This is a genomic window from Bradyrhizobium sp. 139 (assembly GCF_023074175.1).
Classification (GTDB): Bacteria; Pseudomonadota; Alphaproteobacteria; order Rhizobiales; family Xanthobacteraceae; genus Bradyrhizobium.
Genome location: NZ_JADPKS010000087.1, coordinates 13,019 through 28,292, shown reverse-complemented (window position 1 = coordinate 28,292; position 15,274 = coordinate 13,019). Strand labels below are relative to the sequence as shown.

12 protein-coding genes and 1 riboswitch are annotated in these 15,274 nt (G+C 60.2%); of the genes, 10 read left to right on the top strand and 2 right to left on the bottom strand.

From position 1 onward, the window contains the following. Window positions 1-230 precede the first annotated feature (230 nt). Window positions 231-1,445: an EAL domain-containing response regulator gene (locus IVA80_RS20815; protein ID WP_247434457.1), complete on the top strand. Its 1,215-nt coding sequence runs from the start codon at window positions 231-233 to the stop codon at window positions 1,443-1,445. Window positions 1,446-1,990: 545 nt separating this feature from the next. Further along, window positions 1,991-2,257 carry a 4Fe-4S binding protein gene (locus IVA80_RS20810; protein ID WP_346348009.1) on the top strand — a complete coding sequence of 89 codons (267 nt, stop codon included), beginning with the start codon at window positions 1,991-1,993 and terminating at the stop codon, window positions 2,255-2,257. Between the two features lie 21 nt (window positions 2,258-2,278). Here IVA80_RS20810 and IVA80_RS20805 read toward each other — a convergent pair whose 3' ends face one another. Together IVA80_RS20805 and IVA80_RS38380 are read right to left on the bottom strand one after the other, a co-directional pair. Next, window positions 2,279-2,434, bottom strand: coding sequence for a hypothetical protein (locus IVA80_RS20805; protein ID WP_247434452.1), 156 nt, complete (start codon window positions 2,432-2,434; stop codon window positions 2,279-2,281). 132 nt (window positions 2,435-2,566) lie between these two features. Next, window positions 2,567-2,701, bottom strand: a complete 135-nt coding sequence (locus IVA80_RS38380) for a hypothetical protein (RefSeq protein WP_256467477.1) — start codon at window positions 2,699-2,701, stop codon at window positions 2,567-2,569. A 649-nt stretch (window positions 2,702-3,350) separates the two neighbouring features. After that, window positions 3,351-3,551, top strand: a riboswitch (cobalamin riboswitch). Between the two features lie 99 nt (window positions 3,552-3,650). Here IVA80_RS38380 and metE point away from each other — a divergent pair. The 8 genes from metE (at window position 3,651) to IVA80_RS20765 (ending at window position 15,199) form a co-directional block, all read left to right on the top strand. Then, window positions 3,651-5,966 carry a 5-methyltetrahydropteroyltriglutamate--homocysteine S-methyltransferase gene (gene metE, locus IVA80_RS20800; protein WP_247434449.1) on the top strand — a complete coding sequence of 772 codons (2,316 nt, stop codon included), beginning with the start codon at window positions 3,651-3,653 and terminating at the stop codon, window positions 5,964-5,966. A 1,137-nt stretch (window positions 5,967-7,103) separates the two neighbouring features. Then, window positions 7,104-7,490, top strand: coding sequence for a hypothetical protein (locus tag IVA80_RS20795; protein WP_247434447.1), 387 nt, complete (start codon window positions 7,104-7,106; stop codon window positions 7,488-7,490). An 11-nt stretch (window positions 7,491-7,501) separates the two neighbouring features. Then, entirely contained in the window at window positions 7,502-7,804 is a 303-nt protein-coding gene (locus IVA80_RS20790; protein ID WP_247434444.1) for a hypothetical protein, read from the top strand. Next, window positions 7,798-8,115: a hypothetical protein gene (locus tag IVA80_RS20785; RefSeq protein WP_247434441.1), complete on the top strand. Its 318-nt coding sequence runs from the start codon at window positions 7,798-7,800 to the stop codon at window positions 8,113-8,115. Before IVA80_RS20790 ends, IVA80_RS20785 begins: the two co-directional genes overlap by 7 nt. Window positions 8,116-8,160: 45 nt before the next feature. Further along, complete coding sequence (locus IVA80_RS20780; RefSeq protein ID WP_247434438.1) at window positions 8,161-8,388, top strand: hypothetical protein; 228 nt, start codon at window positions 8,161-8,163, stop codon at window positions 8,386-8,388. A 508-nt stretch (window positions 8,389-8,896) separates the two neighbouring features. Next, window positions 8,897-9,850, top strand: coding sequence for a tripartite tricarboxylate transporter substrate binding protein (locus tag IVA80_RS20775; RefSeq protein WP_247434510.1), 954 nt, complete (start codon window positions 8,897-8,899; stop codon window positions 9,848-9,850). Between the two features lie 538 nt (window positions 9,851-10,388). Then, window positions 10,389-11,831, top strand: coding sequence for an FAD-binding oxidoreductase (locus IVA80_RS20770; RefSeq protein WP_247434435.1), 1,443 nt, complete (start codon window positions 10,389-10,391; stop codon window positions 11,829-11,831). A 38-nt stretch (window positions 11,832-11,869) separates the two neighbouring features. Further along, a complete protein-coding gene (locus IVA80_RS20765) occupies window positions 11,870-15,199 on the top strand; it encodes an adenylate/guanylate cyclase domain-containing protein (protein ID WP_247434432.1) in 3,330 nt (1,109 codons plus the stop codon). The last annotated feature ends 75 nt before the right edge of the window (window positions 15,200-15,274 follow it).

Below are 15,274 nucleotides of genomic sequence, written 5' to 3'. Positions count from 1 at the left end.
GGTGAGATTCCCCACACTCGTGTGCGTCACTCGTACAAAGTTGCGCGAGGCGGGAGAGGTATCATACGCGTGCGCCCGACAAAATCGTCTGAACAACATCGCGAAAGATTTTGCACGCTAATGCACTATCTTAAGCTTACCTCGAAGAATCGAAAGATAATGGCAAGCACAGCTTGTTTTGGACCTTCGCTCCTCGTTTAAGGGACCGTCACGGAACGGGAGTGGTTGCAATGGAGCATGGGCAGGCCGAACTGGTCGGAGGGAAACCTGTAATCTTCGGACAGCGTAAGGTGCGGCCGCGAGCGTGCGTGGCCGTCGGCAAGCGGCATCTGCGCGCCTTTCTTCGGGATGTGCTGGAGGATATGGGGTTTGTTATCAGCGAATGCGGGACTGCTGACGAGCTGCCGCACGTACTCGGCACGGACTTCCCTGATCTGATCCTGCTCGGCATTGGCTCGGATCGCATCGAGCCTGGACGATTGCTCGAGATACTCGTACGCGAAGGATTTGCAGGCGGAGTGCTGGCGTTCGGCGCCCGCGAGTCGATCATCATGACGGCAGTGCAGCAGGTCGGGGGCGAATATGGACTTGCTATGCTGCCGCCGCTGAGGACGCCGTTTGCAGCCGAAACGCTGCGCGATCGGGTCGCCATGCTCTTGCCCAGAGAGCCGGCGCCCCGTCCCGCGGTCCATGTCGGAGAGGCCTTACACGCTGGCTGGCTTGAGCTCTGGTATGAGCCGAAGTTTGACGCGTGTACCCTCAGCCGCCGCGGCGCCGAGGCGCTTGTGCGAATGCGGCACCCGACCTGGGGCGTTGTTCCACCGGCCTATTTCATCCCGGAGGCTCACGATCCGCATTTTAGGGAGTTGTCGCAGTTCGTGATCGACCGCGCCATCAAGGATTGGCAGTATCTTCTGGAGCAGCAAACTTCGATCGATCTCTCCATCAATCTCCCGGCAGCATTCCTGATTGACCCGCAAGCGGTACGCGATCTCTGTCAGCGCATGCCGTCGCACCCCGCTTTCGGCGGCTTGACGATTGAAATCGATAGCGAGGAAGCGATCCAGAACCTAGATCTCCTGATCGAGGTCGCGCGTGAGGTTCGCTTTCACAACATTGGCCTTGCAATCGACAATGTCGGCGCCAATTGGCCGCAGCTGATGGGGGTGGAAAAATTCCCGTTCATGAAATTAAAAGTGGACCGGCAGTACGTCGCCGGTTGCGGAGATGGGCCCCTGAAGCGAACGGTGTGCCGCCATATCGTCGATCTAGCCAAAGAGTACAGTGTGCGCACCGTCGCCGAAGGTGTGGAGAGCCACGCCGACCTGATCGCTGTGACCGAACTCGGCTTCGACCTTGCGCAGGGCCATCTGTTCGGAAAGGCCATGCCGCTGAAGCAATTTGCACAGTCATCTTTCAGCCCTGTTCCACTTCGTCCAAAATAGCTGCATGAGAAGTGGCTGAGCACGGCCAGGCAAAGCGTATCAGCGCTCGCCCGCACGCCATGCCTACTCGGCACCAAGCATGCGGCAATTAAATCGGTCGCTTTGCAAAGCCAGTATCGCTCCTCCCGGCGCAACTTCATTTCCCTCCGAAGCGACGCTGAAGCTTGTTGTAGCACAACCCGTTTTGGCACGCCTCCAGCGAGTCAATCCGCGGAGTTAACGTTGCAGCCGTGAGCGAGGCTTGCACAAAACCTCCAGTCAGGGCGTGTGACCGGAGGTTTGCCGAGGTCCGCGTAGACGTGCGTCGGCTCGCGGCTTTTAGTCGCGCCGCCGGTTTCAGAATCGTCGAGCGTCGCTTGCCCCGCGCTGCCGTGCCAGACAAACCGACGGAAGCTCGCAGCGGTCGAGTCGCGACTGGCTCTCGGAGTAGGGCCCGAGGGCTCGCATAGCTTGAAATTGAAGTGGCCCGTTGCTGTCGCAGATGCAACATGGTCTCAGACCCGGGACAGCACAATTGAGCAAATTGCCCATCATTGAGCGCGTCTGTGTTTGGCACGGCATTTGAAAGGGATCGCCAATGGCATCGCTCGCCTAAGGAGTCGGAAGGCATGGCTTACAAGATCGTCGCTTCGCAATGCACCGTTTGTGGGGCATGCGAGTTCGAGTGTCCCAACGCGGCGATCAGCCTCAAGCGTGACATTTACGTTATCGATGCCAAAAAGTGTACGGAGTGCGCGGGCCATTCCGACACGCCGCAATGCGCGGTCGTCTGTCCGGTGCCTGACACCTGTGTCCCGTCTAAGACAGCATAAGCAGCCCGCGTCCAGAAGGCTTCACCGCTCGATTTCGCGAACGAAGTAGCAGATGTCGAGCTTGAGGAGGCCGCCGACCGCATGGGGCGCATCGAGGTCGATCAACATCGTTATGACCTTAAGGCGCTGATCGACTCCGAGAAGCCCTCGAAGGGCTGTGTCAGAGGACAGCGTCAAATTTGTCTCGAATAAAAGAAAAGGCCGCCTCGATGCTCCAGTCGCCGCGTCGAGGCTTATCGTCGCTGGCTGACGAGCCAAGGCGAGGTGGAAGGGGCGTCATATCAAGATCGACTTGCAGGATATCTAAAGCTACGTCACGGCCGAAGCCGAAGAGACGGTCTCCTCGCGCGACGAGATCGGTCCGGAGATCCTGAAGACGTACGAGAAGCTCGGCATCCGCTTGCCCGTGGTCACCGTGCACAAGTGCATGGAGCGTAGAGTCATAGCACGATCCCGCCGCGCGCGCTCTCGCCGCTTACTCCAGTTTCGCAAGTCAGCGTGCATCCTGAGGTTCGGAACGGTTCCTGCGGTGTCGCGCAGGCCAACGTCCAGGCTGCACTATTCGCCAAGCGGCGACGGAGACAACGAGGCGCGCGCCAAAGTCGCTCAGCACGTAAGTGCTTGGCGCACCGAGGAGATCATCTTGACCAAAGCCACGGAGGCGATCGAGTCGCGGCTCGTCGCGGGGTCCGCCGAACACAGGCAGTTCGACCTGATCATCCGTTCGATCCTGGAGTAATCCGGCCTTGGCAATTCCTAAGGAGTCTCATGACGCTGTGATCAAGCGGATGCCGGCCGAGGATGATCGCAACTTCCTCACGGGCGAGTTCGAGAAGCTGCTGACGGAAAAGACCAGGCTTTGTCGCGATCACGCAGATGTCGAAAGCGCCGGGCGCGTTCGTTCTGCTCGCGGAGCTCATCCGACTACGCGAACAGGGTGTTGAGCGGACGCATTCACAAGCGGAGGCTCCACAGATCCACGCGTTTTTACCAGGCCGGGAATAAGACCGTTGTAGCCTACCTGGTACAGCTCGCAATCGCTTGGGCAATATCGCGGCAACACTTAGTAGGTTGACCGATCGATCCTCGTGCGCATAATGCTAGCCGTCGTGGTCTCCGGATTTCGTTTGATCCGGAGCTAAGAGGGAAGCCGGTGCAATGCCGGCGCTGCCCCCGCAACTGTAAGCGGCGAGCCGCTGTCCAACGAAGTCACTGAAGCCATGCGGCTTCGGGAAGGCCGGACAGCAGCGACGACCCGCGAGCCAGGAGACCTGCCTCGACAATATATCGTCCACGGGCGGGGTGTCCCGGTGTGCGCCAAGCAGCTGTCGCTCACTCGATATTCGCTGCATGCGTCCGCCATGGCCTTTGCCCCAATTATGGGGTCTGAGCTATGTCTATTCTTTCGCTTCCCGTTGCGACACTGGGGACGTCACGCATCGGCCCACGACGCGAACTCAAATTCGCGCTCGAGAGCTACTGGGCGGGAAACTCCAGCGAAGCCGAGCTCCTCGAGGCGGGGAGTGGACTTCGTGCCGCTAATTGGGCACGGCAGAAATCCTGCGGTGCGACCGTCATTCCTTCGAATGACTTCTCGCTCTACGACCATGTGCTCGATACCAGCGTAATGGTCGGAGCCATTCCCGACGTCTACGGCTGGACCGAAGGTCCTGTGTCGCTCAAGACCTACTTTACCATGGCGCGTGGCGCTCAGGACGGTGATCACGCTCAGCATGGGCCTGGCGTAGCCGCACAGGAAATGACGAAGTGGTTCGATACCAACTACCACTACATGGTGCCGGAATTTCACCAGGATCAGATCTTTAAGTATTCCTCTCGAAAGCCGATCGAGGAATATGAGGAGGCAAAAAGCCTCGGCTACCAAACGCGCCCCGTCCTAGTTGGCCCAGTCACTTTCCTGAAGCTCGGCAAAAGCGCAAATCCCGCATTCAATCCGCTGTCGCTGCTTGATAGGCTCCTCCCAGTCTATGTCGATGTTCTCCGCGAACTAGCCTCGCGCGGTGCTGAATGGGTTCAGCTCGACGAGCCGTGCCTAGTGATGGACGTCGACGAAGCGTCGCGGGCGGCTGTCCGCCGGGCCTATGCTCATTTCGCAAAGGTTGTGCCGGCCCTTAAAATCATGCTGGCCACTTATTTCGGCGCTATCGGCGACAATCTTGAAACAGCCTTGGCCTTGCCCGTTGCCGGGCTTCATGTCGATCTGGTTCGGGCACCCGACGAGTTGGACGCAATTGTCGCCACAGTCCATAGAGATCTCGTGGTCTCGCTAGGTGTCGTTGATGGTCGCAACGTGTGGCGCTCCAATCTTGCGGCGCTGCTCGACCAACTTGCCCCTATGGTCAAAAAGCTGGGCAGGGACCGTGTTCAGATTGCTCCTTCCTGCTCGCTGCTTCATGTTCCGATCGACATTGAGCTAGAGACCGATCTCGATCCCAATCTGAAGACGTGGCTGGCGTTCTCAGTTCAGAAGATCAAGGAACTTTCGATATTGGGCAAAGCGCTGGCCGGCCATGCTGCCGAGGTGGCCGATGAACTTGCGCTTTCGGAGGACGCAGCCGTGACCCGCGAAACATCGCCCGAGATCCACAATGCGAATGTCGCCGGACGAATGGCCGCGATCGACGATAGCATGCGTCGCCGTCGCAGCGCGTTCACCCAGCGTGCCGACGTCCAGCGCGTCGCGTTCGCATTGCCGATGTTTCCAACGACAACCATCGGATCCTTCCCGCAAACGGTCGACGTCCGGAATGCGCGTGCGGCTCATGCGCGCGGAGCGCTGAATGACGCGCAGTACGAGCAGCTTCTGAAAGCGGAGACAGCCCGTACCGTGCAGTGGCAGGAAGATATCGGCCTGGACGTGCTCGTACACGGTGAGTTCGAGCGCAATGACATGGTTCAATACTTTGCCGAGCAGCTGTTGGGATTCGCTTTCACCAAGCACGGCTGGGTTCAGTCTTATGGGTCGCGGTACGTTCGTCCGCCTATCCTGTTCGGAGATGTTTCCCGGCCGAAGCCGATGACCGTTGAATGGTGGCGCTATGCGCAGTCTCTGACCAAGAAACCCGTCAAGGCTATGCTGACCGGACCGGTGACGATCCTGAACTGGTCGTTTGTCCGCGACGACATTTCGCGGAGCGAGACATGTCGTCAGATCGCTCTTGCGATCCGAGACGAGGTCATCGATCTTGAGGCGGCTGGAGCGACCATGATCCAGATCGATGAGGCTGCGTTGCGGGAGGGATTGCCGCTACGCAAATCGCAGTGGAGGAACTATCTCGATTGGGCAGTGGACAGCTTCCGCGTTTGCTCCTCCGCTGTCGCCGACGGAACTCAGATCCATACCCACATGTGTTATTCCGAGTTCAACGAAATCATCGATGCGATCGCAGCAATGGATGCTGACGTCATTTCAATCGAGACGTCGCGTTCTAAGATGGAATTGCTCGAGGCCTTCAAGAGCTACAAATATCCCAATGAGATCGGGCCCGGCGTCTATGACATTCATTCACCGCGCATTCCCGCAGCGGCGGAAATCAAGCAGCTCATTGTGTTGGCGCGGCAGCGAGTTTCCGATCGGCAGCTCTGGATCAATCCCGACTGCGGACTGAAAACTCGAAGGTGGGAGGAGGTGCGTCCCGCGCTCGTCAATATGGTGGCCGCCGCACGCGAGTTGCGGGCTGAGCCATGATGGTGAGGAGCGTTTCGCCAACGCGTTTGTGAACAAGATGCACGCGCTTTGGGGGCTTACGATGTCCTTGCAAGCTCTCAAAGTTCCCAGCGCCTCGGAATGCCGGCTGGCGTCGGCGGAGGCGGTCGCATACAGCCGGCGACAAGCTCGATTCTCGACCCGACGGCCGACAGCATGCCGGCGACGTCCGATCAGGTCACATATTGCGACGTCATTAACGCTCGACGCGAAGCACAGCCCTACTTTTTCATTTATCCATCGTGTGGATGCGTCCCATCACAACAATCTATTTTACCGTCCTTACGGAACGTCATACGAAATTCGCGCCCTGGCACGCTCTTCGGGAAAGGTAATCGAGCGTTGTTGGTTTTTGGGGGCGTGCCAAATGCTGCTGCGCGACGGCAAACTGCCGCTTGTGTTTCAGGGCACGGCAGCCAAACCGCTTGCGCGAAGGATCCCAGCTCGATCAAGGCACTGCCGTCCCAACCGGACAGCGGGCGAGTGGTGGACAAGTCGTGAAGTTTCCGACAGGAGCGGAAGGCAAGCGGCTCCAGATTTCGCGCGGAGTGATATTCGTTTCTCCTTGTTTGACGGCGAATGCCCTCGCCGAAAATCGATCGCCGGTAAGTCCTCCCTACCGACGAAAGCTGGAGCGATGCGTAAAGCAGCGTCGTTCCTGCGTGACTTTCGCCCGGCCTCCGGAGGAGGCCGGGCTTTTTTTTGGTGCGCCAGGCATGGCGCGGACCGCCGTGACTGGCGCGATTCGACCGGAGTGGTGTCCGGTCGATGACTTGGAGGTCAGAGTCCTTTCCTGGGCACCATACAGTTCTGGATATCAAACAATTCCAGATAGATAAGCCCTTTCAGAGTGTTGCGTTGGCCCCGACTGTGTAACAATGGGGTGTAACATTGCTGTTCAGGGTTGTTCGGCCGATGCGCCGGGACGGATCTCGTTTTCCTTCATTCGTGCAGCGCATTCCAGCGGACGTTCGCGCCAAGGCGGCGGGCAAGCGGTGGGTGCCGTGGCTGTGTGCCTTTACGGGCGCCCGCGTGGGAGAGATGATCGAGATTCGCAAATAGGACATTCGGCGCGAAGGCAAGCTCTGGGTGTTGCATGTGACGCCCGAGGCGGGGCCGGTGAAGACAGACGAAGCGCGTGATGTCGTGCTCCATCGCCAAATCGTCGAGGAGGGCTTCTTGGAGTTATTTGAGAAATCCAAGGGGGGCTATCTGTTCGTTGATCCCAAGGTCGGTGAGCTAGGGGTGCGCAACGCGGTGAAGACGGCGCGGAACAAGGTCAATGAATTCGTGCGCGAGGTGGTAAAGGATAAGAACGTTGGTCCTAGCCACGGCTGGCGTCATCGCTTCAAGACTGTCGGCATCGATCAGGGCGTTGAAATGCGCGTGCTGGATGCGATACAAGGGCATGCGCCGCGCAATGTCTCGGAGGGTTACGGAGACGTGACTATCAAGGCGAAGGCGAACGCAATCGCGAAGTTTCCGAGGATCAAGGTGTTAGGCTGAAGGAGGGCAGCATGAGGACTTGGACCGCCAAAATGCGCGGGCACGACGTTTCCATCACTAGCGATCGACTTGCTGAGTTCGGAAAGTTCTACGTGTCAGACCCCGATCTGGCGTCGCGCATGTCCGAGTTACTTTGGCTCGACATGTATGTCCTCGATCAGGAGTTTGGGGTCGGCCCGCGCGACATCCTTAAATCAATCGAAGTCTGGAGGACGGCGAGCCGCACAGTGGCATCAAGCCAGCCAGTGAATTCAAAAAGCCGCCCCTCAAAGGACTTTGGCACAAGCATTTTTTCGCAGCCCACTTCTTGGTGAACAATATTTTGCTCGGCTTAGGAAAGAATGGGCTGGAGAAGCTGGCCAACGAAGTGATTGACCCTCAGAAAGCGAGCGTCTTCACCCCGGAAATGATGGAAGAGCTGGTGCACCGTGCAACCCACGAGCCAATCGAGAAGCGGGATCAGCAAGGCAAAATCACTGGCGAGTGGGTGATCTTTGCTAAGCACGAGGGTAAGAATTACTATTTGTGCCTGAACACGCACGACGCCGGAGATCAGCAAATCTACGACAAAATCATGGAGCATTGTGTGCGCGATTTTCCCGACCTTCCGAATTGGATTGTCTAAGATCGCGTGCTCTGCTGCTGCAGAGAGGACACTGTTTATGGACACGTGACAGTGCATGGCTTCCGCTCGACCTTCGCAACTTGGGCTGAGGAATGCACCGACTATCCGGATGGGGTCCGCGAGGCCGCGCTAGCCCACAAGTACAAGAGCGAGACGACTGCGGCCTATCAGCGAGGCCAAAAGCTGGAAAAGCGACGGGCGCTAATGAAGGATTGGGCCGCATTCCTCACCGGCGCCAATGTGATCCAATTGGGTGACCGCAGGGAAGGATAGGGCCATCGGGCGGATGGCCCGCAGAAGACGTCGGCGATGTCACGGGAGAACGTGACTGACTAGGGCGTGTACCTATCAAGCGTCTGGCGACCGACGTCCGCTCACCCCCCAACAGCGACGGAAAAGCGGACTTCGGACCAAGTCGCAAAAGGGCCGATATTGTTGCAAAAGTCCTTTTGGGGGGACAAACGAAATTTTTTAGAGCCGCTGATGCGTTTTGAGAGCCGCGATGTGAGAGACCACATCGTTTCATCCAAAATTGACCAGGGACCTCCGTGGTGGCCTTGAAAAGTGACACAGCGGCGGAGAAGTCCAAGATCAACTTTCGCGAGATTTTTCGGGTCGCTCGATTTTCGACTTTTGCAACAATATCGGCCACGAGCTGACATTTCCGGCTGCAAGCTCCGTCGTTAGAAGTGTCAGGCGGTGCAAAATAGGCTAATTTCTACCCCTCGGAGCTTTCCAAGTCCGGAAGTGATGCACTATGCGGCAGTGTCTTGTGTTGCTGGTGGCTGCCGGTGCGGCGGTCTGGTCGGTCGCGGCGGAGGCGCAATCCTATCCGGCGCGCTCCATCACCATGGTGGTTCCCTACGCGGCCGGTGGCGTATTCGATACCATCGCCCGCATCATCGGGGCGCGGATGGGAGAACTACTCGGCCAATCGGTAATCGTGGAGAACGTGACTGGCGCAGGGGGCATCATCGGCGTCCAACGCGTGATCCATGCCAAGCCGGACGGCTATACGGTACTGCTCGGGACTGTTGGCACCCACGCCTATAACCAATCGATATACCGGAAACACCGCTATGATGCGGTGAGCGACTTCACCCCTGTCACTCTCTTTTCTGACCAGCCGATGGTACTCGAAGGCCGCAAGGATCTGCCTGCAAACAACCTCACAGAGTTTATCGCGCTGCTTAAACAGAACGGCACGAAGATGCAGTACGGCTCGGCAGGCGTCGGATCGACCACGCATCTTGCTTGTGCGCTGCTCAACGCGAGGATCGGCGTCGAGGTGACGCACGTTCCCTATCGGGGTGGCGGCCCTGTCGCCAACGACCTGATCGGCGGCCGGATCGATTACATGTGCGGCAACATGGGTAGTTCTGTGGTGCGTGTGGCCGCGAAGCAATCGAAGCCCCTCGCGCTGTTGTCTCGCGACCGCACGCCGCTGATGCCCGAGCTTGCGACGGCGCACGAGCAGGGTATCAATGACTACGATGTCGTGACTTGGACGGCTTTCTTCCTGCCAAAAGGCGCGCCGAAGGACATCGTGGTCAAGCTCAACGAGGCAACCAATGCGGCAATGGATACGCCAGCGATCAGGGCACGATTTAACGACATCGGCGTAGTCGGCGTTGCACCCGAGCGGCGCGGGCCGGAATACCTCGCCAAATATGTGGTTGAGGAGATCGCACGCTGGGAACGTCCAATCAAGGATGCCGGTTTGCAGGCAGACTGATCCTAGTCACTGCGGTCCCCGTCACCCACGCGGGATGTCAGCTCTGGGTCCAAAAGCGGCGATGGAAAGGGAGATCCAGGTCCGGTGTACTGCCGAGAGCCGACGTGGCGATGACTGTTGGCCGGTTCGGCTCGGGGCCAAAGGCGGAAGTCGCCGCTCTCGTTAGGTCATCTCGTCAGATCATCTCGTCGCCACGGGCGAGCACCTAGCGACGATGGTCATTCGGGCAGCCGGCTTGCCCCAATCCTTCTCCGTATCGCGCCAAGATCTTCGGCGCGACGGAAAAGCCCACCTCCTTGACGCGGGCTTGTAAGCACCTCATCCGAGCGCGACAATCTGTCGCTGAACCATCCTTTTGCTGAGGGGACTAACATCCAGGCGGAAATTCGCCGTTCGCCAAGTCGAACGGCCGGCAAACGGACGATTCTGCGCTACTCCGGTTGCGAATACAGCTGTCAGCGGCGCCCGCCTTTTTGCTGTTCCTATCCAAGAGATGTGAGCTGGCGCGAAAAAACCCACCAGTTACGGAGGAGATGCCATGACGGAGATCCGGCTGACCTCGCTGCAGGGCGGGGCGACTACGCTTGGAAGCGATGCGATAGCTGCCTTTCGCCAGACGCTACGGGGCAATTTCTGCCTGGCCAAGGAGCCGGGCTACGATGAGGCGCGCACGATCTGGAATGCGATGATCGACCGCCACCCAGGTGCGGTTGTGCGCTGCAGGGGAGCCGCAGACATCATTCGTGCCGTGCGGTTTGCGCGTGAGCACGGGCTTTTGATCGCCGTGCGCGGCGGCGGCCACAACATCGCAGGCAATGCCGTTTGTGAGGGCGGGCTGTTGATCGATCTTTCGCTGATGCGCTCGGTCCGGATCGATCCGTTTCACCGCACCGCGTGGGTCGAGCCGGGCGCAACGCTGGGCGAATTCGACAAGGAGGCGCAGGCTTTCGGCCTTGCCACCCCGCTCGGCATCAACTCGACGACCGGCGTTGCGGGATTGACGCTGGGCGGTGGTTTCGGATGGCTGAGCCGCAAGTTCGGGCTTGCCGCCGACAACCTGATCTCGACCGACGTGGTGACGGCCGAAGGCGAGCTTGTCCGCGCGAGCATCGCCGAAAATACTGACCTGTTCTGGGCGCTGCGCGGAGGCGGCGGCAATTTCGGCGTGGTAAGCTCCTTCGAGTTCCGCCTGCATCCCGTCGGCCCTATGGTTTTGGCTGGACTCATCGTCCATCCCTTTGCGCGGGCGAAGGAGCTGCTTGCAGGCTATCGCGATGTCGCTGCCAAGGCGCCCGACGAACTGACGGTGTGGGTGGTGCTGAGACAGGCGCCGCCGCTGCCGTTCTTGCCTCCCGAGGTTCACGGCAAGGAGATCGTCGCGTTCGCCGTTTGCTACACAGGCGGGGAGAGCGAGGGTAATCGCGCGCTGGACCCGTTGCGCCGGCTCGGAGAGCCAATCGCCGACGTGATCGGCATGCAGCCATTCGCGGCCTGGCAGACCGCGTTCGACCCGCTGCTCACGCCCGGCGCCTACAATTACTGGAAGTCGCACAATTTCGTTGAGCTCAGCGACGCCCTCCTCGATATCCTCGTGAGCCACGCGGCGAGCTTGCCGACCGCGGAGTGCGAGATTTTCATTGGTCAGCTCGGCGGCGCCACCAGCCGCAAGGCTGTCGACGCCACGGCATTTCCCCACCGCGATGCAAAGTTCGTCATGAACGTGCATACGCGATGGCGCGACGTGGCTGACGAGCAACGTTCGATCGCCTGGGCGCGTAAGCTCTTTACTGAGACTGCGCCCCACGCAACCGGCGGCGTCTACGTCAACTTCATGCCGGAAGACGAGGCCGATCGCGTGGCCGGCGCCTATGGTCCGAACTACGCTCGTCTCGCGGCGCTGAAGGCCAAGTACGATCCCGCCAACCTGTTCCGGTTGAACCAGAACGTCCAGCCGTCCGCCGCACAGCGGCCGGCAGCCTGACGAGAGACGGGAGGAGAACCGATAGCTGGGAGGCGAAGTTGGACATCGGAGAATGGCTGCGCGCCCTTGGACTACAATCCTATGAGCAGACATTCCGTGAGAACGGCATCGACCTTGAGGTGCTGCCTCGCCTCACGGTCGATGATCTCAAGGAGATTGGAGTCCAGGCCGTAGGCCATCGGCGGAAGATTCTCGATGCAATCGGCTTGCTGCCAGCGGACCTGGCGGCGGCTCGGCCCCCCACGTCGGTTGAGCGCCGTCAGCTCACTCTCATGTTCGTCGATCTCGTCGGCTCGACTGACCTCAGCCGCCGTCTAGATCCCGAGGAGCTGCGCGAGGTCATGCGGGCCTACTCGAATACGGTGGCGGGAGAGATTGCGCGACTGGACGGCCACGTCGCGAAGTTTTTGGGAGACGGGGTACAGGCTTATTTCGGCTGGCCGCGCGCAAGCGAAGATGCGGCAGAGCAAGCCGTCCGAGCGGGACTAGCCGTCGCGAAAGTAGTCAGCGGCATGTCGTCAGGCGCAGGAGGCCTGCTGGCAGCACGCATCGGCATCGCCACCGGGCTTGTGGTGGTGGGCGATCTGCTCGGCGAAGGTTCTGCGAAGGAGGAAGCGGTGACCGGGGAAACGCCTAATCTCGCTGCCCGTCTGCAACAGGCTGCGGAGCCCGGTACGGTCGTCATCGCCGACAGCACGCGCCGCCTGGTCGGCGATCTGTTCGAATTTGTTGGGCTCGGTTCCCTCCAGCTCAAGGGCTTTGCCGAGCCGATGCAAGCGTGGCAGGTCGTCGGCGAAGGCAGGGCAGAGAGCAGGTTCGAGGCCTTGCACGGAGCTCACGTCACGCCACTCGTCGGGCGCGGCGAGGAGCTCGATTTGATGCTGTCACGCTGGCGACTTGCAGAAGGAAGGGCTGGACAGGTCGTCCTGATTTTTGGCGAGCCAGGAATCGGAAAATCGCGATTGGCGCTCGCGCTGCGCGAACGGCTAAAGGCCGAGCCAATCACGCCGGTTAGCTACGCCTGTTCGCCGCATCACTTGAACAGCCCGCTCTTTCCCTTCATCTCGCAGCTCGAGCGGGAGGCGCGGTTCGCACCAGATGATGCCGCGGAAAAACGGTTCAAGCGCCTCGAATTACTCCTTGGCGAAAACGGCGAGGGCCTGTCCAGCGATGCAATCCAGCTTTTTGCCGATCTGCTTGGCATTCCAACCGAGAGGCCGAGCACCCAGCCGGAGATGTCGCCGCAGCAAAGGAAGGCGCTCCTGTTCCGCACGTTCCTAGCCCGGCTCGATCGACTTGCCGCTCGTGGCCCGGTGATGATGGTGCTTGAAGACGCGCATTGGCTCGATCCGACCTCGCGCGAGCTGTTCGACCAGATCGTGGATCGTCTTCAGGACCTGCCAGTGCTGGTCGTCGCCACATTCCGCCCGGAACTCCCACCGCCATGGACCGGCTTTCCGCACGTCACGTTGCTCATGCTAAACCGCCTGCCGCAGGCACAGGTGGTTGCACTCGTCGACCGGATCACCGAAGGCAAAGCGCTTCCCGCCGAGGTCCTCGGCCAGATCCTGGCGCGGACCGAGGGTGTGCCGCTCTTCACCGAGGAGCTCACGAAGGCCGTGCTTGAAGCCGGGATCCTCCGCTACACCGGCGCTCGCTACGTGCTCGCCGGAGCATTCCCGTCCCTGGCGATCCCGGCGACGCTGCACGATTCCTTGATGGCGCGGCTTGACCGCCTTGCTCCAGTCAAGGAAGTCGCCCAGATCGGAGCCTGTATCGGCCGCGAGTTCGATCACGAGTTGCTCGCTGCGGTCGTGTCGATGCAAGAGGTGGAGCTCGCCGCGGCGCTTGACCGCTTGGTAGCGGCAGAGCTCGTTTTCCGGCGGGGCCTCGCGCCTTCCGCTACCTATGTTTTCAAGCACGCCCTGGTGCGCGACGCCGCCTACGAAAGCCTGCTCAAGCGGCGCCGCCAGGAGCTACACGCGCGGATTGCCACATCGATCCAAGCGCGGTTTCCGCAGCTCGGCGAAGCACAGCCGGAACTCGTCGCCCGTCATTTCGGCGAGGCGGGATTGGCAGAGAAGGCCATTCCATACTGGCTGAGGGCAGGTCGGCTTGCGGCCGCCCGATCGGCGAATATGGAGGCAATTGCCCATTTGCGATCGGGGCTCGAGTGCGCCCAAGCGCTTCCTCCCGGAGCATCACGCTCGCGTTTGGAGCTTGCCCTGCAGCTTGGGCTTGGCGGGCCGCTGATTGCAACCAAAGGCTTTGCTTCACGCGAGGCAGAAGCGGCGTTCCAGCGCGCCCAGGAGCTCAGTCGCGAGCTGCAGAGCGAGGATGATCTCTCCGCGGCCTTGAAGGGGCTCGGCCACGTCTATCACGTGCGCGCCAACCTGCGCGAGGTCATAAAGCTCGTCGAGGAGACTGACGTACTGGCGAAACGAAGCGGTGATCCCCTTCGTCAGGCCGAGGCCGATCATCTTGCGGGTGTGCTCTCGTTCCACCTCGGCCAGTTTCAATTCTCACGCGACCGGCTCGAGAGAAGCGCACAAGCCGGGGAACACCGCGGCCGCTACTATTCCGACGTTTACGGAATCGACATGAGCGTATTCTGCCGTGCCTACATGAGCCATTGCGACTGGCATCTCGGCTATCCCGTTCGTAGCCTTAAGGTTGCTGAGGAAGGGCTCGCCGTCGCGCGCGAGATTTCACATCCATTCAGCATCGCGCTCGCGCTCAACTATCTGGCGATGCTCTATCAGTTCCGGCGAGAGCCCGATGCCGCACTGAAAGCCGCTGCTGAGTCACGCGATATCTGCGCCGAGTATCGCTTCGACTACTATGGCGCCTGGGCCAGCCTCGTTCGCGCTTGGGCAATCGCTGAATCCGGCCGGCTTGACGAAGGTCTTGCGGACTTTGATGCCGGGCTTGAGGATTTCCGGCGAACCAGTGCGGGATTGCGTATTCCGCACCATCTTGGCTTGCTCGCCGCGCTCCATCGCAAGGCTGGAAACGCCATGGCCGGGCTTCGGCTCATTGACGAAGCGGTCGCTATTGCGGACGCAAGTCGCGAGAGCTGGTGCGGCGTCGAGCTTCACCGGGAGCGCGGTGAACTGCTGTTGCTGGCAGCCGGGGAGGAGGCCGTAATCCAAGCGGACGCGGAGTTCGAGGCGGCGATTGAAATTGCCGCTGCCCAGGGAGCAAAGCTGCCCGAGCTTCGCGCAAGCGTTGCGCGCGCCAGACTCCACGCGGTACGCGGCGTGCGGCAGCAGGCGCGCGACGCACTTGTGCCGATCTACAGCTGGTTCAACGAGGGCTTGGAAACGCGCGATCTCGTGGAAGCTCGCAAGTTACTGGCAGACTTGTAGTGGGGTTGTGACGCCATACAGGTAACCGCAATAACCGCTCGATCTAATTTCCGCTTCGTCGCCGGACAAGGCAGA

Excerpts from the sequence above, each read along its gene's own strand:
- IVA80_RS20815 (WP_247434457.1), top strand. The coding sequence starts at position 231 with ATGGAGCATGGGCAGGCCGAACTGGTCGGAGGGAAACCTGTAATCTTC.
- IVA80_RS38380 (WP_256467477.1), bottom strand. The coding sequence starts at position 2,701 with ATGACTCTACGCTCCATGCACTTGTGCACGGTGACCACGGGCAAGCGG.
- metE (WP_247434449.1), top strand. The coding sequence starts at position 3,651 with ATGTCTATTCTTTCGCTTCCCGTTGCGACACTGGGGACGTCACGCATC.
- IVA80_RS20790 (WP_247434444.1), top strand. The coding sequence starts at position 7,502 with ATGAGGACTTGGACCGCCAAAATGCGCGGGCACGACGTTTCCATCACT.
- IVA80_RS20770 (WP_247434435.1), top strand. The coding sequence starts at position 10,389 with ATGACGGAGATCCGGCTGACCTCGCTGCAGGGCGGGGCGACTACGCTT.